At 69.9% G+C, this 17,671-nt stretch carries 15 protein-coding genes and 1 pseudogene; 10 read left to right on the top strand and 6 right to left on the bottom strand.

The annotated features are described in order from the left end of the window. The first annotated feature begins 17 nt into the window (after positions 1-17). Positions 18-1,778 carry a choline/carnitine O-acyltransferase gene (locus tag ACIBK0_RS42100; protein WP_399092492.1) on the top strand — a complete coding sequence of 587 codons (1,761 nt, stop codon included), beginning with the start codon at positions 18-20 and terminating at the stop codon, positions 1,776-1,778. Positions 1,779-2,007: 229 nt separating this feature from the next. Next, a pseudogene (locus ACIBK0_RS42095) lies at positions 2,008-2,223 on the top strand (IS3 family transposase); the annotation flags it as partial. Between the two features lie 173 nt (positions 2,224-2,396). On the opposite strand, the gene ACIBK0_RS42090 reads toward ACIBK0_RS42095, so the two are convergent. Further along, complete coding sequence (locus ACIBK0_RS42090) at positions 2,397-3,632, bottom strand: MFS transporter (protein ID WP_399092593.1); 1,236 nt, start codon at positions 3,630-3,632, stop codon at positions 2,397-2,399. Between the two features lie 674 nt (positions 3,633-4,306). Beyond that, positions 4,307-4,912 (bottom strand): TetR/AcrR family transcriptional regulator, encoded by a 606-nt coding sequence (locus ACIBK0_RS42085; RefSeq protein WP_399092489.1) that lies wholly within the window; start codon positions 4,910-4,912, stop codon positions 4,307-4,309. A 358-nt stretch (positions 4,913-5,270) separates the two neighbouring features. Between ACIBK0_RS42085 and ACIBK0_RS42080 the strand changes: the two genes are divergently transcribed. From ACIBK0_RS42080 to ACIBK0_RS42065, 4 genes are all read left to right on the top strand, one after another. Next, the gene (locus tag ACIBK0_RS42080) at positions 5,271-6,062 is read left to right on the top strand and encodes an SDR family NAD(P)-dependent oxidoreductase (RefSeq protein ID WP_399092486.1); all 792 of its coding nucleotides are present in this window, start codon (positions 5,271-5,273) and stop codon (positions 6,060-6,062) included. Positions 6,063-6,567: 505 nt separating this feature from the next. After that, the gene (locus ACIBK0_RS42075; RefSeq protein WP_399092483.1) at positions 6,568-7,920 is read left to right on the top strand and encodes a carboxypeptidase regulatory-like domain-containing protein; all 1,353 of its coding nucleotides are present in this window, start codon (positions 6,568-6,570) and stop codon (positions 7,918-7,920) included. A 512-nt stretch (positions 7,921-8,432) separates the two neighbouring features. Continuing rightward, entirely contained in the window at positions 8,433-11,180 is a 2,748-nt protein-coding gene (locus ACIBK0_RS42070) for a multifunctional oxoglutarate decarboxylase/oxoglutarate dehydrogenase thiamine pyrophosphate-binding subunit/dihydrolipoyllysine-residue succinyltransferase subunit (RefSeq protein WP_399092480.1), read from the top strand. A gap of 153 nt (positions 11,181-11,333) precedes the next feature. Continuing rightward, positions 11,334-11,534, top strand: a complete 201-nt coding sequence (locus ACIBK0_RS42065; protein ID WP_399092477.1) for a DUF6059 family protein — start codon at positions 11,334-11,336, stop codon at positions 11,532-11,534. Between the two features lie 85 nt (positions 11,535-11,619). Here ACIBK0_RS42065 and ACIBK0_RS42060 read toward each other — a convergent pair whose 3' ends face one another. Continuing rightward, positions 11,620-12,144, bottom strand: coding sequence for a MarR family winged helix-turn-helix transcriptional regulator (locus tag ACIBK0_RS42060; RefSeq protein ID WP_399092474.1), 525 nt, complete (start codon positions 12,142-12,144; stop codon positions 11,620-11,622). Positions 12,145-12,186: 42 nt separating this feature from the next. On the opposite strand from ACIBK0_RS42060, the gene ACIBK0_RS42055 reads away from it, so the two are divergent. After that, positions 12,187-13,140 (top strand): EamA family transporter, encoded by a 954-nt coding sequence (locus ACIBK0_RS42055; RefSeq protein WP_399092471.1) that lies wholly within the window; start codon positions 12,187-12,189, stop codon positions 13,138-13,140. Here ACIBK0_RS42055 and ACIBK0_RS42050 read toward each other — a convergent pair. The 3 genes from ACIBK0_RS42050 to ACIBK0_RS42040 form a co-directional block, all read right to left on the bottom strand. After that, positions 13,137-13,412: a hypothetical protein gene (locus tag ACIBK0_RS42050; RefSeq protein WP_399092469.1), complete on the bottom strand. Its 276-nt coding sequence runs from the start codon at positions 13,410-13,412 to the stop codon at positions 13,137-13,139. The genes ACIBK0_RS42055 and ACIBK0_RS42050 overlap by 4 nt on opposite strands. Before the next feature lie 180 nt (positions 13,413-13,592). Beyond that, complete coding sequence (locus tag ACIBK0_RS42045) at positions 13,593-14,408, bottom strand: DUF427 domain-containing protein (RefSeq protein WP_399092466.1); 816 nt, start codon at positions 14,406-14,408, stop codon at positions 13,593-13,595. Between the two features lie 39 nt (positions 14,409-14,447). Next, positions 14,448-15,014, bottom strand: a complete 567-nt coding sequence (locus ACIBK0_RS42040) for a 2OG-Fe(II) oxygenase family protein (RefSeq protein WP_399092463.1) — start codon at positions 15,012-15,014, stop codon at positions 14,448-14,450. A gap of 74 nt (positions 15,015-15,088) precedes the next feature. Here ACIBK0_RS42040 and ACIBK0_RS42035 point away from each other — a divergent pair, with 74 nt between their 5' ends. The 3 genes from ACIBK0_RS42035 (at position 15,089) to ACIBK0_RS42025 (ending at position 17,649) form a co-directional block, all read left to right on the top strand. Continuing rightward, positions 15,089-15,301 (top strand): winged helix-turn-helix domain-containing protein, encoded by a 213-nt coding sequence (locus ACIBK0_RS42035; protein WP_399092590.1) that lies wholly within the window; start codon positions 15,089-15,091, stop codon positions 15,299-15,301. A 616-nt stretch (positions 15,302-15,917) separates the two neighbouring features. Further along, positions 15,918-17,138 carry an acyl-CoA dehydrogenase family protein gene (locus ACIBK0_RS42030; RefSeq protein ID WP_399092460.1) on the top strand — a complete coding sequence of 407 codons (1,221 nt, stop codon included), beginning with the start codon at positions 15,918-15,920 and terminating at the stop codon, positions 17,136-17,138. 52 nt (positions 17,139-17,190) lie between these two features. Beyond that, on the top strand, positions 17,191-17,649 hold the full coding sequence (locus tag ACIBK0_RS42025) for an RrF2 family transcriptional regulator (RefSeq protein ID WP_399092457.1): 459 nt from the start codon (positions 17,191-17,193) through the stop codon (positions 17,647-17,649). Positions 17,650-17,671: the final 22 nt, after the last annotated feature.

The raw sequence follows: 17,671 nt of genomic DNA, 5'->3' as shown, positions 1-17,671 counted from the left end.
AGGACAGCCTCCCGCGCGTGCCGCTGCCTACGCTGGATGCGAGCTGCGAGAGGTTTCTCGCCTGGTGTACGCCGCTGCTGACCGCCGACGAGCGGTCGGCGACCGAGGCGGAGGTTGCCGCCTTTCTCCGACCCGGTGGCCCCGGCCGGGTGCTGCATGCCGCGCTGGAGGAATACGACGCCACGGAGGGCGTGCACAGCTGGCCCGACACCTTCTGGCCGTACCGATACTTGGGCCGCCGGGACCGGATCGCGCTCAACGCCAACTTCTTCTTCCTGTTCCAGGACTCCGACCAGGCGCAGGTGGAGCGGGCGGCCGGGCTCGTCGCCGGGGCCCTCAACTACAAGCGGCAGCTCGATCAGGGGCTGATTCCACCGCTGGTGCAGCGCGGAGCACCTCAGTCGATGGTGCAGAACAAGTTTCTGTTCTCCACCACGCGTATCCCCGGCGTGCAGCAGGACACCGTCCGCGCCCCCTACACCGAGGAGTGGCCGGGCCCGTCCGAGGCCCGGCACGTCGTGGTGTTCTTCCGGGGCAGCATGTTCCGGCTGGACGTGCTGGGTCCGGACAGTGTCCCGCACAGTCTGGATGACATCGAGGCGGGGCTGCGCGCCGTGATGAAGGCCGACCTGGCCGGCGCGGACACCTCGGTGGGCCACCTCACCACCATGGCCCGCGCGGAGTGGGCGGCCGCCCGGGAGTCCCTTCTCGCCTGCCACCCCCGCAACGCCGACGCCCTTGACGATGTCGAGACCGCGCTGTTCTGCGTCGCTCTGGAGGACTTCGCCCCCGCGGACGTCCAGGACGCCTGTGACCAGCTGCTGTACGGCGACCGCGGCAACCGCTGGTTCGACAAGGCGGTGTCCTTCGTCGTCTTCGCCGACGGACGGGCGGGCATCAACGTCGAGCACTGCGAGTTGGACGGGACCACGATCCTCACCTTCACCGACGCCCTGCTCAACACCCCGGCCGAGGAGCAGTCCCGGCAGTCCGGAGCCCGCTCGCAGGGGCTGCCGGCGCTGGAGCCGATCGTGTTCGAACTGGACGACGCGCTGCGGGACCAGGCGCGCTCCGCCGCCGACGCGTTCGCGGCGTACGGGGAGAACACCGCGACCAGCACGTTGTCGTTCGCGGACTTCGGCAGCAGCGCGGCCAAGGTGTTGGGGGTCTCGCCGGACGCGTTCGTCCAGGCCGCTTACCAGCTCGCCCACCAGCGCGCCAAGGGGCACCTGGGCGCCACGTACGAGTCCATCGCCACCCGGCAGTACCGGCACGGGCGGACCGAGGCGATGCGCGTCGTCACCACCGAGATGGTGGCTTTCGTGGCAGCGATGGAGGACCCGGCAGCGGACGCGGAAGCCCGGCGCGCCGCGTTTCGGGCAGCCACGGAGGCCCATGTGGCGCGCGCGAAGGCGTGCCAGGCCGGGCAGGTGCCGGAGCAGCACCTGTGGGAGCTGGAGCTGATCCAGCGTCGGCGGGGGGCCGAGCTCGGGGTGACCGAGCAGCCCGCGCTGTACCGGACGCCGGGCTGGTTGACCATGCGGGACGACTACCTGAGCACGAGCTCCGCGCCGTCCGTCAATATCCAGTACTTCGGCTTCGGGTCGACCAGCAGCCAGTGCATCGGTGTCGCCTATGTGCTGCTTCCCGAACGGTTCAACCTCTACCTGAGCACGCCGTTGGCGGTCGCCGCGCAGATGCGGACGTTCGCCGACCGGCTCCGGGAGGCGATGGACGAACTCCGGGAGCTGCTGGCGCCCGAGCCGCCCGAGGACTGAACGGAACCCGCCGCCGGACCGGAACTCCCGGTCGGGGACCACGGTCCGGCGGCCCGGACGAGTTCAGTGGCTGAGTCTGAGCTGAGCTGAGAAAGACCAGGTCAGCGTCGCCGCCGTCGCGCGCCGCGCGGACGTTTCCCGCACCTTCCTCTACGGCAATCGCGACGGCAGAGCCGCAGTCGCCACTGCCATGGCCGAGGCCGGAGAACGCCGCTCCCAGTTGCTCGTCCACCAGGACGACGGCGCCCAGTACGCATCGAAGGAGTTCGCGAACGTGTGCCGTGAACTCGGCGTGACCGGATCGCGCGGGGCGGTCGGAACCTCGGCGGACAACGCAGCCCCCGAATCCTCCAATGCGCGCCTGAAACGGGAGACCTTGCAGGGAAGGAAACGCTCGCCAGGAGCGCGTGAGGCCCGTCTTGCGGTGTTCCGGAGGGTCACTCGATAAGCGCTTGCGGACGAAGGTCACCGAGGGCGTCGGCCGCCGGGCCACCGGACTGGGCATGGTCTTCGAGCTGGTCGGTTCCGCCAGGCCCGCCGGCGGGCCGCGAACGCACCGCACCTCGTCGCCCTCGTCCGTACCGAAGCTTGCTTCGTCACCGTCGCCGCCCCGGACGTCTACTGGCTCGTGCTGTGCGGGCGTTCCTGGTCCAGCCAGGCGTAACCAGACGCCTGGTCACGGCCGGCCGGCGGAGGTGAGACGGCACGCCCCGTGCGCGCGGTGACCACCATCACGGCGAGGCCGAGCGCCACGACCGCGGCGCCCACGTACAGGGGCGCGGTGTAGCCCAGGCCGGCGCTGATCGCGAGGCCGCCGAGCCAGGCGCCCAGGGCGTTGCCGACGTTGGAGGCCGAGACGTTGGCGCTGGCGGCGAGCGGCGCGCCGCCGGCGGCGTCCGTGACGCGGGTGATCATGCCGGGGACGCTGGCGAACCCGAAGACGCCCATCAGGAAGACGAGGACCACCGATGCGACCCGCCCGTCGGCCAGCAGCCCGAACGCCGCGAGCGTGGCGGCGAGTCCCGCCAGGGACGCGATCAGCGTGCGGTCGCGATCGCGGTCGGCCGCCCGGCCCCCGACGACGTTGCCGATCACCAGGCCGCTGCCGTAGACGACGAGCAGCCAGGCGACGTCGGTGCTGGAGAAGCCGGTGACCTCGGTGAAGGTGTACGCGATGTAGCTGAACGCCCCGAACATGCCGCCGTAGCCGAGGGCGGTGGCGGCGAGGGTCAGGCAGACCTGCCGGGAGCGGAAGGCGCGTAGCTGGGAGCGCAGGCCGGCCGCCCGGTGAGCCTCGTCCACGGCGCCCGCCCAGGCCGGGACCCACACGGCGATGGCGGCCACGGCCAGCACGCCGAACCCGGTGATCGCCCAGAACGTGGCGCGCCAGCCCCAGCGTTCGCCGACCAGGGCGCCGAACGGCACGCCCAGCACGTTGGCGACCGTCAGCCCGGCGAACATCACGGCGACCGCGCGCGAGGCCCGCGACGGCGGGACCATGCGGCGGGCGACGAGCGAGCCGATGCCGAAGAAAGAGCCGTGGCACAAGGCGGCGGCGACGCGGCCGAGCAGCGCCACGGCGTAGCTGGGCGCGACGGCGGACAGCAGGTTGCCGAGGACGAACAACGCCACCAACCCGACGAGGACGGCCTTGCGGGGGATGCGGGTGGTGGCAGCGGTCAGCAGGATCGCACCGATCGCGACGCTCAGGGCGTATCCCGAGATGAGCCACCCGGCTGCGGCCTCGGAGATGTCCAGGTCGCGGCTCACTTGGGGCAGCAGGCCCGCGATCACGAACTCGGTAAGGCCGATCCCGAAGCTGCCGAGCGCGAGCGCGACCAACCCGACGGGCATCCTCCGCGCGTCCCCGTCCCGTCGGATGTTCACGCAAACATCATAGGGGCTCGGCCGCCGTCGGCTGCTGAGTGTCGTTGGTACTCGTGCGAACTGGTGGAGGGCATGGTGCGGGTGCTGGGCGAGGATCAACCCCGGGTCGTGGCCCGGGTTCCGGGCGGGGGCGGAGGCGTGGAAGACCAGCAGCCCGCCGCGGGTGGTGGTGTCGAGTGCTTCGTGGAGCGACGTGAGCCGATGGCGGGCTTGCGCAGCCCGGAGGCGATCGCGACGCGGTCCTCGATGGAGCGGCCGAGCCGGTCGAGCGAAGGGACGACGACCGACGTGTCCCGGGAGGCAGCCGAGCGCGGCCCACAGTGCCTCGCGTTCGGCGCTCTTGCTGGACTTCTTCCTCAAGTTCTTGAGCACGCCGACTCGTTGTCACCGATTTACGGCATGATCCAGCGCCGCTCGAGCCACGAGTGGTGGCTTGCAGATCTTGCTCATCCATCGGTCGATGGATCAACATGCCCGGTGCCTGCCGTGCGCACTGTATGCCGTGGCCCTACTGGCTTCGGGGGCGCAGGGTCTGTTCGAGGGTCTCTCTGCTCCGGAGGAGGAGGGCAGTCCAGCCCGCGGCGGGGTCGCTGCAGGCGCGCGGCCTGCGCCTGCGGGCGGGCCGGGCGAGTGGTGCTCGGTTACGCCAGGAGACCTTGTCCTTGGTCGGGTGACTGGCGGGCAGCTCCCCGTGTCAGCAGCAGGAGAGCGTCGACCAGGTCGTCTGCTGGGCTGCCGGTCGCCAGGCGCCGGAGTTGCAGACCCATCACCACGGCAACTGTCGTGGCGGCCAGGCGTTCTGCGTCCGGGACGCCCAGGGCGGTGAGGATCTGGGTGGCGAGCCGGTCGTAGGCCGTGAACGCTTTCGATGCCGCCTCGCGCAGTCGTTCGTCGCGCCCGGCGTGGAGATACAGTTCGAAGGGCGCGAGGTGCGCGCTGTCGAGCGCTGTGCCGCAGGCCACTTGGCCGGCCAGGGACGCTGCGTCCGCTATGTCGAGGCCTTCGGTCTGGCACTGGTCGGCCAGCTCGGTGAAGTGCCGGGCCTCTTCGCGCACGAAGTGCAGCAGGCTCTCGCGCAGCAGATCGTGCTGAGTCTCGAAGTGGTACGTGACGGAGCCGAGTGAGACACCGGCTTCCTTGGCGATCCTTCGGTTGGTGAGCGCCGCGATCCCACCTTCGCCGATGATCTGCAGGACGGCTGCGATGATGCGCTGACGGGTCGGGGCGGAGAGGGCGGCCTTGGGCATGCCGCTCATTGTTCCACCGGCGCTGTCCGGCCTCTGACAGGGGCGGGGAGCCGCCTTCTTATCAGCGTCGCGCGGTCGACGCAGGCCGAGTCAACGAGACGATCCCGGCTCGCTGCGACGTGGCGGTGACGGGGGACTGCGCTGCCGTCGCTCTCCGGCTCACGTAGATGTCGCTGAATGCGCACCCGAATGACGTCCATGCAGTGCACCTGATGGCGTAGGACGCCGCGGCACCGTCGGTGGGACTGACGCCCTCTCAACTTCTGCGCCGATTCGGACTCTTCGGTGAGACCAGCGGTGGACAGGACCACCCGTCCTCCCTATTGTTCGTTCGAACGAACAGGACCGGAGGGTAGTCGTGCACATTGCTGGGGCAACCGTTCTGCTTACCGGAGTCACGGGCGGCATCGGCGGGTCGCTCGCCGCCGAACTGTCGGCCCGGGGCGCGGATCTCATTCTCACGGGTCGGCGCCGCGAGGCGCTGGAACCACTCGCCGAACGCCATGGTGCCCGGATCATCCTCGCCGATCTCGCTGATCCGGACGACGTGCTGCGCCTCGCCGCGGAGGCCGCCGGCACGCAGATCCTCATCGCCAACGCGGCCCTGCCCTCCAGCGGCGATGTGCTGGACTACACGCCGGAGCAGATCGATCGTGCGCTCGCGGTGAACCTGCGCGCCCCCGCCATGCTTGCGCGCCTGCTCGCTCCGGAGATGGTGGCGGCGGCGCGCGGGCACATCTGCTTCGTCGGGTCGCTGTCAGGGATGGCAGCCACCAAGTCGTCCTCCATGTACACCGCGACGAAGTTCGGGCTTCGGGGATTCTCGCTGTCCTTCCGCCAGGACCTGCATGCCACGGGCGTGGGGGTCTCGATCGTCCAGCCGGGTTTCGTACGCGACCTGGGGATGTTCGCAAAGACGGGTTCACCGACACCCGGTGGCGTACGCACCGTTTCGCCGGAGCGGGTCGTCAAGGGCGTGATGCGGGCGATCGAGCGCGATGTCGCCGAGATCAACGTCGCGCCGCTCGAACTGAGGCTCCTCACCAAGATCGCGTCGCAGTTCCCGGGATTCTCGGAGCGAGTTCAGCGATTGGCGGGGGCAGAGCCGACCATGGGCGTGATCGTGGCGGCGCAGCGGTCGAGCCGCTGAGTCACCGGCAGCCCAGTCAGAGCGATGTGCAGGCCGATTGACAGGAAGGCCGCTCAGCAACTGCCTGGCACCTGCGGATGCCCGCCCGCACCGCGGTCGGCGAGCGAAAGCGCCGGTCATCGGGAACGCCGGGCCGCGACCGTCGACCGGGAGTGACCGCGGCGGCGATCTCGAGCGTGAGACGGAGCGTGTTGCGGGCCCACTCGACGAGCATGCCGGTGCCGCCGTCCACCCAAATGAGACGGAGCCCGCGGTACGCGGTGCGCACCCGCTCCGGCAGCCCCGCGGCCGCACCTGACCGGTCGGGTGACCCGGTCCAGCAGATCAACGGTCGCGGCCGACGGGGTCGGCCCCCGGGGTTGTGCACTGTGACGGTCGCTCAATATGTGCCATGAGCCCCTTGCATCAGGACATGATCGTCAGTGCTGACCCAACCCAACATACGGTTTGAGTCATGATTTTTTCCTTGTCTGCCCGTCCTTTGTCGCCTACGGCGGCAAACAAGATGACGCGTCCGCCGATCGGCCCCAGCTGGTTCGCGGCCGTGATGGGCACTGGCATCGTCGCCAACGCGGCGGCCACCCTGCCACGGAGCTTCCACGGGCTGCGGACCGCCGCCACGGTGGTCTGGATGGGCGCCGCGCTGCTGCTGATCCTGCTGGCTGTCCGTTACCTCCGGCAGCGGGCGCTGCGGCTGCACGCCGCTGATCCGGTGATGGCCCAGTTCTTCGGCGCGCCGCCGATGGCGCTGCTCACGGTGGGCGCCGGGGCGCTGCTGCTCGGCCGTCGGATGATCGGGCTCGAGGCGGCGCTGGCCGTGGACTGGGTGCTGTGGTCGCTCGGTACTGTCCTCGGTCTTGCCACGGCGTGCGCGGTGCCTTATCTGATGGTCACTCGGCACCGCTTCGCGCCGGACGCGGCGTTCGGGGGCTGGCTGATGCCGGTGGTGCCGCCGATGGTGTCCGCCGCGACGGGGGCGCTGCTTGTCCCTTATGCGCCGGCCGGGCAGTTGCGGCTCGCCCTGCTGTTGGGCTGCTACGCGATGCTCGGGCTCGGCCTGGTCGCGGCGCTGCTGGTGCTGGCCATGATCTACGGCCGGCTGGTGCACCACGACGCGCCCAGCGGGACGGTGGTGCCCACGGTGTGGATCGGCCTGGGGGCGCTGGGCCAGTCGGTGACGGCACTCGGCGCGCTGGCCGCTGTGGCGCCGAGCGCGCTGCCCGCGCCGTACGCGCGCGGCACCGCGGTCTTCGCGTTGCTGGGCGGAATTGTGGTGTGGGGCTTCGCCATGCTGTGGCTGGCGCTCGCCGCAGGGCTGACCGCACGGACGGTCCGGTCCGGGCTGCCCTTCGCGCCCACGTGGTGGTCCTTCATCTTCCCGGGCGGCGCCTGTGTGACGGCCACCAGCACCCTCGCGGCGCGGACCAGTTCGGAGCTGTTCATCTGGATGGCCGTCGTGCTCTATGCGCTACTCGTCATCGCCTGGGTGGTGGTGGCCGGGTACTCCCTACGCCATGCCGCGAGGCACACGCGCCGCCGGCCCGTCGCCGGCCACGCGCGCCGGGGGCCCGTCGAGCCGGACCTGCGGCTCGACGTGGCAACCATGCTCAGTGGCACCGTCCGCACCACCACCGACGGCCGCCCGATCCCCGAGGCCCGCGTCACCCTCCTCGACCCGGCGGGCGACGTCGTCGGCATCACGCTCACCGCCGAGGACGGCTCCTATGCCTTCACCAATCTCGATGGCGACCACTACACCGTCGTAGCCGCGGGGTACCCGGCCCAAGCCACGCCCCTCACCCTCGACGCCACCCGCCAGGACGCCTTCGATCTGACGCTGGCACACGACGAGGGCTGACAACTCATTTCGCCGATGGGCCTGCTCCGTGCGTCGCACGAGCTCTCTTCACTGGTGAAGCCGGCCGTGACCGCGTCCAAGTCGGCGGCCAGCCCCTTAGGGAAGCCAAGCAGGCCCGGCAGCCTGCTGCCGCTGACCTCTTCGATCCAGGTGGGCCTCTCGTCGGACCCGTCGCCGACCACAAGCGGTACGTGTACGCCCTCCGCCTCGCCGCCCAGTCGACGCCGACCCGCCCCGATGCACCCTGGCACCGGGCCGAATCCGGCCCCTGACGTCTGAGGAAACGACCTGCCTTCGTGCAATGTCCTGATGTGACGCCGTTATGGCATATTCGAGTGCTTTCTCGGTTCCCGCGATGTCATAGCCTCGATGGTGCGACACGGTCGGATGCATTCGCCTCCCATTGGATGCGAAGTGACAGCGAATTCCCTGTGCACGATGGGGGATGACCAGCCAGTCCGGCCGAGTCCGCCATCGGCAGTTCTGAGTGAGGAAAGAAGGCGATCCACACAGTGGCGTCGCAATCACGCGCCGGGGAGCCGGTGCTCCATGGGCTGGAATTCGGCCTCAATGAATGGCTCGTGGAGGAACAGCACGAGCGGTACCTGCACGATCCCGGTTCGGTCGACCAGACATGGAGGGAGTTCTTCGCCTCCCCGGCCCCTGCGGCCGTTCCGCAGGCGCGCAAGGCCACGACGACTGCGCATGACTGTACGGACGAGGCGGCGATCAAGGCGGTCCGCGTTGCCGCGCTCATCCACGCGTATCGAGTGCGCGGGCACTTGGTGGCTGATACCGACCCGCTCACCACCGAGCCGGTGGCTGCACACCCGGAGCTCGACATCATGGCATTCGGGCTCCGAGAAGATGACCTGGAAAGAGAGTTCGTCGTCGACGGGTTCGCCGGGCAGGTCACCATGACTCTTCACAGCGTGCTGAATGTCCTGCAGGAATCCTATTGCCGGACCGTCGGCGCCGAGTACATGCATATCCAGAACTCCCGGGAACGTCGCTGGGTCCAGCAGCGGATCGAATCGCCGCAGCCCCGGCCGGACCGCGCCGAACAATTGCAGATTCTCTACCGGTTGGGCGCGGCAGAGGCCTTCGAGACGTTCCTGCAGACCAAGTACGTGGGCCAGAAACGGTATTCGCTCGAAGGCGGCGAGTCGGCGATCGTGCTGCTCCATGGCCTGCTGCTCCGCTCCATCAGGCACGGGGTGGGGGAGGCGGTCATCGGTATGGCACACCGAGGCCGACTCAATGTTCTGGCCAACATCATCGGCAAGTCCTACGCAGAGATCTTCAATGAGTTCGAAGATGCGGTAGACGTTCGGTCGGTCCAGGGATCCGGCGATGTGAAGTACCACCTCGGCGCGGAAGGGACTTACCGTGCCCTGGACGGCCGTACGATCGCCGTCTCGGTCGTGGCGAACCCCTCGCATCTGGAGATCGTGGGACCGGTGGCCCAGGGAGTGGTGCGCGCCAAGCAGGACCGGGCCGCAGTCGGTGGCGAAGCCTTCCCTGTACTGCCGATCGTCGTCCACGGCGATGCCGCATTCGCCGGTCAAGGCGTGGTCTCCGAGACGCTGAACATGTCACAGCTGCCCGGCTACCGCACCGGCGGGACGGTTCACATCGTCATCAACAACCAGGTCGGCTTCACGACCTCGCCCGCCAACGGCCGTTCGAGCACATACGCCACCGATGTGGCAAGGACGGTCGAGGCCCCGATCTTCCACGTCAACGGAGACGACCCCGAGGCCGTCGCCCGGGTCGGGCGGCTGGCCTTCGACTATCGTCAGGCGTTCCACAAGGATGTCGTCGTCGATCTGATCTGCTACCGGCGCCACGGGCACAGCGAGGTCGATGATCCATCCATCACGCAGCCCGCGATGTACGACCGTATCGACGTCAGGGCTTCGGTGCGCAAGCTGTACGCCGAGGCGCTGGTCCGCCGAGGGGACATCGGCGAGCGGCAGGTGGAAGGCGCGCTGCGGGACTACCAGGGGCACCTTGAGCGGGCCTTCGCCGAGACCCGGGCGTTGTCGGTGCCCGACTCCCCGAAGCCCGTCAATCCCATGGACGCCGAGGAGGGAGCCGCCCCTGAGGTGGCGACCGCGATCACGGAGGCGACCGCCCGGCACGTCATCGCTTCCCAGACCGCTCTGCCGCAAGGCTTCACCGTGCACTCGCGCGTTCTGCCGCAGCTCCAGAGGCGTACCACGATGCTGGATGCGGGAACGATCGACTGGGCTACCGCAGAGACTCTGGCCCTCGGCTCCCTGTTGCTGGACGGCGTTCCGGTGCGGCTGGCCGGGCAGGATTCCCGCCGCGGCACGTTCGGACAACGGCACGCTGTGCTCATCGACCGGCGCACCGGCGTGGAGCACACGCCGCTGAGCTCCCTCGGCGCGCAGGCCGCGGGCTTCGCACCCTACGACTCGATGTTGTCCGAACTGGCGGCGCTGGCCTTCGAGTACGGCTACTCGCTGGCGCGGCCCGATGCTCTGGTGCTGTGGGAGGCCCAGTTCGGCGACTTCGCCAACGGCGCCCAGACAGTCGTCGACGAATACATCTCGTCATCCGAACAGAAATGGGGGCAGCGCTCCGGGGTGACGCTGTTGCTGCCGCACGGCTTGGAGGGGCAGGGGCCGGACCACTCCTCCGGCAGGATCGAGCGCTTCCTTCAGCTGTGCGCGCAGCGGAACATGACCGTCGCCATGCCCTCCCTGCCGGGCAACTACTTCCATCTGCTCAGGCAGCAAGCGCTCGACGAGCACAGAAGGCCACTGGTCGTCTTCACTCCGAAGTCGATGCTGCGGTCGAAGGCAGCCACCTCCACGCTGACGGAGCTCACCACGGGCGCGTTCCGTACGGTCATACCGGATGAGACAGTGGACGCCGCCCGGATCAGGCGCGTGCTGGTGTGCTCGGGCAAGGTCTTCTACGACCTGGACGCCTACCGGCGGAGCTCGGATCTGTCGGACACCGTGATCGTCCGCGTGGAGCGTCTCTACCCGTTCCCGCAGGAAGAACTCAGCGCGGAACTCGCCCGATTCCCCGCCGATGCCGAGGTGCGATGGGTGCAGGAGGAGCCAGCGAACCAAGGGGCATGGTCCTTCGTGGGGCCACAAGTGCACCGGCTGGCAAACCGTCCTATTGGATGCGTCAGCCGACCGCAGGCCCCCGCCCCCGCCGTGGGCTCTGCCCGGCGGCATGCCGACGAGCAGAAGGGTCTCGTGGCATCAGCCTTCCGCTGACCGTGCCGCCTCCAACGGCGCGGAAGACAGGCTCCCACGCCTACGGCGCGCGACCTGTTGTGCCGGACACCTCTCGGACTGGACCGGACCGAGAGGTGTCCGGTCGCATGGTGTGCGGTGTCCCGGTCACGCAGGCAGTGATGGACCGAACTGATGGCCCAGTTGTCCCCAGGGCTGTTTGCTGTCGGCTGCTGCCTGTGGAGCGTTCCGGCACTCTTGCTCCGGCAGGAAGTCGGGCAGCCCCCGGAGAAACCCCGTGGCACACCGCCCGGCCACCCGGAGTGCTGGGTGGCGCACATCCCGCGGACGCATGTGGAACGTGCGCTCTGGGCCGGCCTGGGTCGGGAGGTATGAGAGCCGCACCGGTCCAACCAGGGGGAAGAGCACACCGCAGCGTCTCGCCGCCGGCCGCCGCGCCCGGATACCGCGGGGTGGCGCCTCAGTCGTTGCCCGGGCCGCGCAGGTGCTCCATGCGCGAGAGCCAGGTGGTGAGCAGCGGTTCGAGTGCCGTGGCCTCGTCGGGCGTCAGCAGATCCAGTAGACGGCGCTCGTTTCGCATGTGATCGGTGAATGCCTGGTCGATCAGCTCGCGTCCGGGGCGGGTGAGGGCGACGATCCGTCCACGCTGGTCGTCGTCGGAACGCCGGCGGGTGACGAGTCCGGCCCGCTCCAGGCGGTCGATCCTCTTCGACATGGCACCGGTGGTGACCATGGTGTGCGCGGCGAGTTCACCGGGCGCCCGTTCGAAGGGCTCACCCGCGCGGCGCAGTGCGCACAGGACGTCGAACTCGCCCTCGCTGAGTCCGTAGTGGCCGTAGACCAGACAAAGTTCTTCGGTGAGGCGACCCGCCAGGCGGTGCAGGCGGCCGATCACTGCCTGGGGGGTGATGTCGAGGTCGGGCCGCTCACGGCGCCAGTCGGCCTGGATGCCGGCCACGCGGTCCGGCGGTTGGCGATGTTCCATGACCGCAAGCGTATAGCTTCCAGGGAAGATATATTGTCTTCCGTGGAAGCTAATTTGCGCTGGGTAGGACTGACCGCGGTCGCGCCGGTCGCCTGGGGGACCAACTACTTCGTCACGCACCAATGCCTCCCCGCCGACCACCCGCTGTACGGGGCCGCCCTTCGGGCGCTGCCCGCCGGCCTCGTCCTGCTGGCCCTGCGCAGGCAGTGGCCGCGCGGCGCGTGGTGGTGGCGGTCCGCGGTGCTCGGGCTCCTCAACATGAGCGTGTTCTTCGTCCTCGTCTACGTCGCTTCACATCTGCTGCCGACGAGCGTTGCCTCGACCGTCATGGCCGTCTCCCCGCTGACGATGATGCTCATCGCCTGGCCCTTGGTGTCCGAGCGGCCCAGGGCCGCGCACCTGGTCGGCGCCGCGATCGGACTCGGCGGGGTGTGCCTCATGCTGCTCACAGGCACGGGAGGAGTGGGCGTGCCAGGAGTGCTCGCCTCGGTCGCCGCCATGCTGGTGTCGTCCTTCGGCCACCTGCTGGCCAAGCGGTGGGGCGCTGGAGTCGACATCCTCGCCTCGACGTCCTGGCAACTCACCGCGGGAGGTCTCTTCCTGCTCCCGGTTGCCGCAGCCGCGGAGGGCGCGCCGCCCCAGCTCTCCATGCCCGCACTCCTCGCGTTCGGCTACGTCGCCGGGGTCGCCACCGCGCTGGCGTTCGTCGCCTGGTTCACCGGCCTGCGGCACCTGTCGGCGGGGACGGTCGGTCTCATCGGACTTCTCAACCCCATGACGGGCGTCCTGCTCGGCACGGCGGTCGCCGGAGAGGCCCTCACGGTTCAGCAACTGTGCGGACTGGCCCTCGTCCTGGTGGGCGTCACACTCGGGCGGCCGAGGCGCGCGGCCCGACGGCACAGCAGCCGGACGGTTCCCCGGCCCGCACCCGAACAGCCGGCCCTGGCTGCTTGCGCCCGGCCCGGCCACGAGAGAGGAGGGGAGAACAGCGGCTAGCACGGCGGTCCCGGGGCTGGAGGCGGGGCTGACCGCGCGGGCAGTGGCGATGGGGCGGGCTGGGCCGGACAGCGGCGGCGGCCGTACTCACGGTGGGCCACGAGTTCGTGGACGAGCCCTGCGACCTGTTGTGTCTCGATGAGGAATCCATCGTGGCCGTAGGCAGACTCGATCACCCGCAGCCGGTCGGCGGTGGGGATGAGCGTGGCCGGCTCGGCCTGTTGGGCGAGGGGGTGGAGGCGGTCGGAGTCGACCGCCCCAGGGAGTGCCACCAGCGCCGCCCGGGAGGGTCCCCCTCCTGCCAGGCCTCGGAGGCCGGCGGGAGAGGGGCCTCGGAGGCCAGGACGCTGCTCAGGAAGCCCTTGGCCGCACGGACCGCCCCCTCCAGGCGGGCGCTCCCGGAGGATCCGGCGGACGGGCCGGCGGGACTGATCGGACGATCCTCGCAGCCGTCAGTGCGCCGAGCGTGAGGACAGCGTCTTGTTGAAGTGCGTGACCGGGCGTTCGAGGCGTTCGTCGTCCACGATGATGTCGACCGCCTCGTTGTAGAAGGCGAGCAGCCCCTTGACGGCGGCCACCGCGGGCAGCGGCACGGGGTAGCCCCACACGACGTTGGGCGGAACGTCCGCCTTGCCGTGCCAGGACCAGTACTCGGCGGTGCCCTTGTAGGGGCAGCCGGTGTGGTGGTCGGTGGGGGTGAGCAGGTCGAGGCGGACGTCCTCACGGGGGATGTAGTAGCGGGTGGGCAGGCCGGTCTCGAAGAGCAGCACCGGACGGTGGGTGTCGGCGACGACGGTGCCGGCGATCTCCACCTGGACGTGGCGGCTGCTGGGCAGGGCGTCAACCCGTTTGTGCGGGTCGCGGGGGTGGATGAAGATCTCCTCGTCCTCCTCGTACCAGCTGTCGAGGCCCTTGCCGGTGCGCTGGAACCATTCGAAGGCGATGTGGCCGGCGAGGTCGTGTGCGGGGAATGTCCAGGCCGCGTTCTCCAGCAGCTCGTCGGCGACCTCCAGGTCGTAGAAGACACGCGAGCCGGTGTGCGTGCCGGTCGGCGGGTTCTTCGCCGGCCGGAGCAGGTCCTCGCGGACCTCCTCGCGCGGGAACGCGTACAGCGGCACGGGCACGCCGGGCTCCCACACCAGAACGGGGTGCCGGCTGTCGACGACCGTCACGTCGCCCTTGCGGCCGCGGACCCAGCGTTCGCTGGGCTCCCAGAGAAGGCCTTCGGGGGTGCTGCGCAGGGACTCGGCGGTGCTGAGTGCGTTCATTGGCGGTTCTCCTTCCACATGCAGAGGACTCTCTGTCCTTCAGGAGGCGACTTCGGCGACGTACGGACGTCCCTCGCGCCAGGCCGCGAGCTGGTCGGGGCGGCCGAACACCCTCAGATACTCCTCGACGTTCCCGTTGGCCCGTTCCCACACCGAGACCGGCTCGAAATCGGAGCCGTCGGGGTCGGCGAAGGCGGCCAAGGGTTCGACGACCGTGTCGAGTGCCGGGTGGACGAAGACGGCTGAGGAGCGGCGGGTCGCCGAGCCGCCGGCGACCACACGGTGGCGTCCGGGGCGCAGGCGCCCGTCGGTCCAGTTGGTCAGCAGCGTGCCGGTGAACAGCTGGAGAGCGTCCGGCCTGATGGGTACGGGGGTCCAGGTGCCGTCGAGGCGCCGGCCCTGCAGTCCGGCGTACTCGCCGCGTTGATGGAGCACGGTGAGGGCGGAGCTGTCGGAGTGCTCCAGCAGCAGTTTGTCCTCCGTGGGCGTATCGCCGTCGTACGGCCACTTGGGGTAGTTGTTGACCACGACCGTCGTGTACACGTCGTTGCCGAGCGGGAAGGTGTCCGCCGGAAGGCCGAGCACGCGCGCGTACAGGGCGAGCACGCGTCGGGCGACGTCGACGAAGGCGTCGTGGTGGCGGCGGGTGGCAGCGCGCAGGCCGGGTTCCTGCTTTCCGGCTGCTCACCACGCTGCTGCGCGGCAACGGCCGGGTGGTCTCCCGGGACGACCTGCGCGCGGGCTTGGGCGAATGGGTCGGCAGCCGCAGCCGCCCCGTGGACCTGCACATCCATCGCATGCGCCGTAAACTCGGCCCCCGCGCCGCCGAGTTGCTCACCACTCAGTGGGGAGTGGGCTTTTGCCTGCGCACGGCTCCCGGGCACGCTTCGTGATGCCCGGCGCCCCGGACGAGCGGCCGGCCTGGGCCCTGCCCGTGCCGTAGAAGGGGATCCCCGGGCAACGGCCCCCCGGTCCGGGACGACGAGCCGACCGCTCAGCATCGCGAACTTGCCACCCGGGAGCGGGAATCGGCCAGAGCCGGCAGTTTCCCTAGTTTCCCTATCGATTTACTAGGGAAGTGTTGACGCCGGCGGACGGGGCGGGTGAGCATGACGGCATGCCCCTCGTTGTCGGTGCCACGCCCGCACCGTCCTACGGGGTGCAGGGGCCCTCCGGCACCGCGTTCTGTTCGGCTCCTGAAAGAAAGACCGCCATGACCATCGCACTACAGGACTTGGCCACTCCGCCCGGCTTCTCGCGCACCACCGTGCACTCTCTGCAGCCGGTTCGCGAGGGTGAGGCAGGGACGGATGGCGCAACAGCGCCATCCGTCCGGTGTCCCGTCCCCGTCCCGCAAGCGGACGGAGGCGAACTCGGCCTGGCCTGCCTGGAGTTCGAACGGCCGGTCCATCTCGTCGCACGCGTCCGTCGGCCGGCGGCGTGCGCCTACACGTCGGGCGAGGCAAAGAGCGGTAGCGTCACGCGCTGTTCCGTGAAGCGGGTGCACGCGTGACCGTGGCGGTTGAGGCGACCGGTGCAGGAGCCGGGCACGCGCACTGGCTGCGCACGGCCCGGGAGATGGCGGACGATCTGGCCACGGATGCGACCGAGCGTGAACAGGCCGGCAAAGAGCCCTTCGACGAGGTCGCGCGGCTACGTGAGGCGGGGCTGCTGACGCTGTTGGCAGCGGCCGAACACGAGGGCGCAGGCGCGGACTGGCACACGGCCTACGCCGTCGTCCGGACGATCGCGGCGGCCGACGGTTCGATCGGCCACTTGCTCGGCAGCCACTATTTCCTGTCCTCCAGCGCCCGGTTCTTCGCGAGACCTGCCCTGGCCGCACGCGTCGAGCGGGCGTCAGCGGCGGGACAGTGGTGCTGGGGAGGCGGCGTCGCGGCGCAGGCACTGCCGCTCACGCTGACGCCAGCCGGGGACGGTTATGTGCTGGACGGCCACCAGAGCCATGCCGTCGGAGCCAGGGTCGCCGACCAACTGGTCGTGCGCGCCGCTCGGTCCGGTACCGGAGAGCCCTTGGCCGTCCTCGTCGATCCCACCCACCCAGGAGTTCTGCACGGCACCGACGGAAGCACCTTCGGCCAGCGGCTGGCGGGCGGCGGCAGCGTGGACTTCGACTCGGTGCCGGTCGCGACCGACGACGTGTTCGGTTCTCTCTCCTCCGATGAGGGCGTGCTGTCACCCTTCGCCGGCCTCGCAGCCCCGACCGCACGTCTGGTCTCCGTCCAGATCTGTCTCGGCGTCGCCGAGGGCCTGCTCGCCGAAGCACGCGAATACCGCAGGTCCGCGAACTCCTCCTGGCAGCAGTCCACTCAACAACCTTGGCCGGGCAGTCCGTCGCAGGACCCGTATGTGCTGAGCGTTTACGGGGAACTCACCGTGGCCGTACGTTCCGCGTCCGCTCTCGCCGACCAGGCGGTCGAGGCCTTGGTGCGTGGCCTCGACCGGGGCGAAGGGCTCGACGACGAGGAGTGCGCACAGATCGCCGTACTCGCGAGCGCGGCCGAGGTTGCCGCCTCCCGGGCCGCGCAGGAGGTCACCACACGTGCGCTGGACGTCATCGGCGCCCGGGCTGCCTCCTCGCGGCACGGATTCGACCGCTTCTGGCGCGATGCCCGGGCACACACACTGCGGGAGCCGGTCGGCCATCGACTGCGCGAGGTCGGAGAGTACTTCCTCAATGGCGGGCATCCCGCTTTCGCGCTCCCTTCCTGAAAGCGGGCGTAGCCGGTGACGGGCGGACGCGGCAGTGACGGATAATCGGGGCATGCGAATCTCGGCCAAGGCGGACTATGCGGTGCGGGCGGTCCTGGAGTTGGCCGCGGTGGGTGACGACACCTCGCTCAAGGCCGAGACGATCTCCGCGGCGCAGGGCATCCCGCACAAGTTCCTCGAGGGCATTCTGGGCGACCTGCGCCGGGGCGGACTGGTGGTCAGCCAGCGTGGGGGAAAGGGTGGCTACCGGCTGGCCCGCCCGGCCGACACGATCGCCATCGCCGACGTGATCCGCGTGGCGGACGGACCGTTGGTGTCGGTGCGGGGCGTGCGTCCGCCCGAGCTCTCCTACACCGGCCCGGCGGAGTCGCTCCTGCCGCTGTGGATCGCGGTACGCGCCAACGTCCGCAAGATCCTGGGCGAGGTCACATTGGCCGACGTGGCCGCGGCCAAGCTGCCCGACGAGGTCCTGTGCCTGACGGAGGACCCGGAGGCCTGGACGAATCCCTGAGAGGCCTCGGCGCCGGCCACCG

This window comes from Streptomyces sp. NPDC050564, from assembly GCF_044457265.1.
In the GTDB taxonomy this organism is placed as follows: domain Bacteria; phylum Actinomycetota; class Actinomycetes; order Streptomycetales; family Streptomycetaceae; genus Streptomyces.
This window is presented reverse-complemented; position numbering and strand designations above follow the sequence as displayed.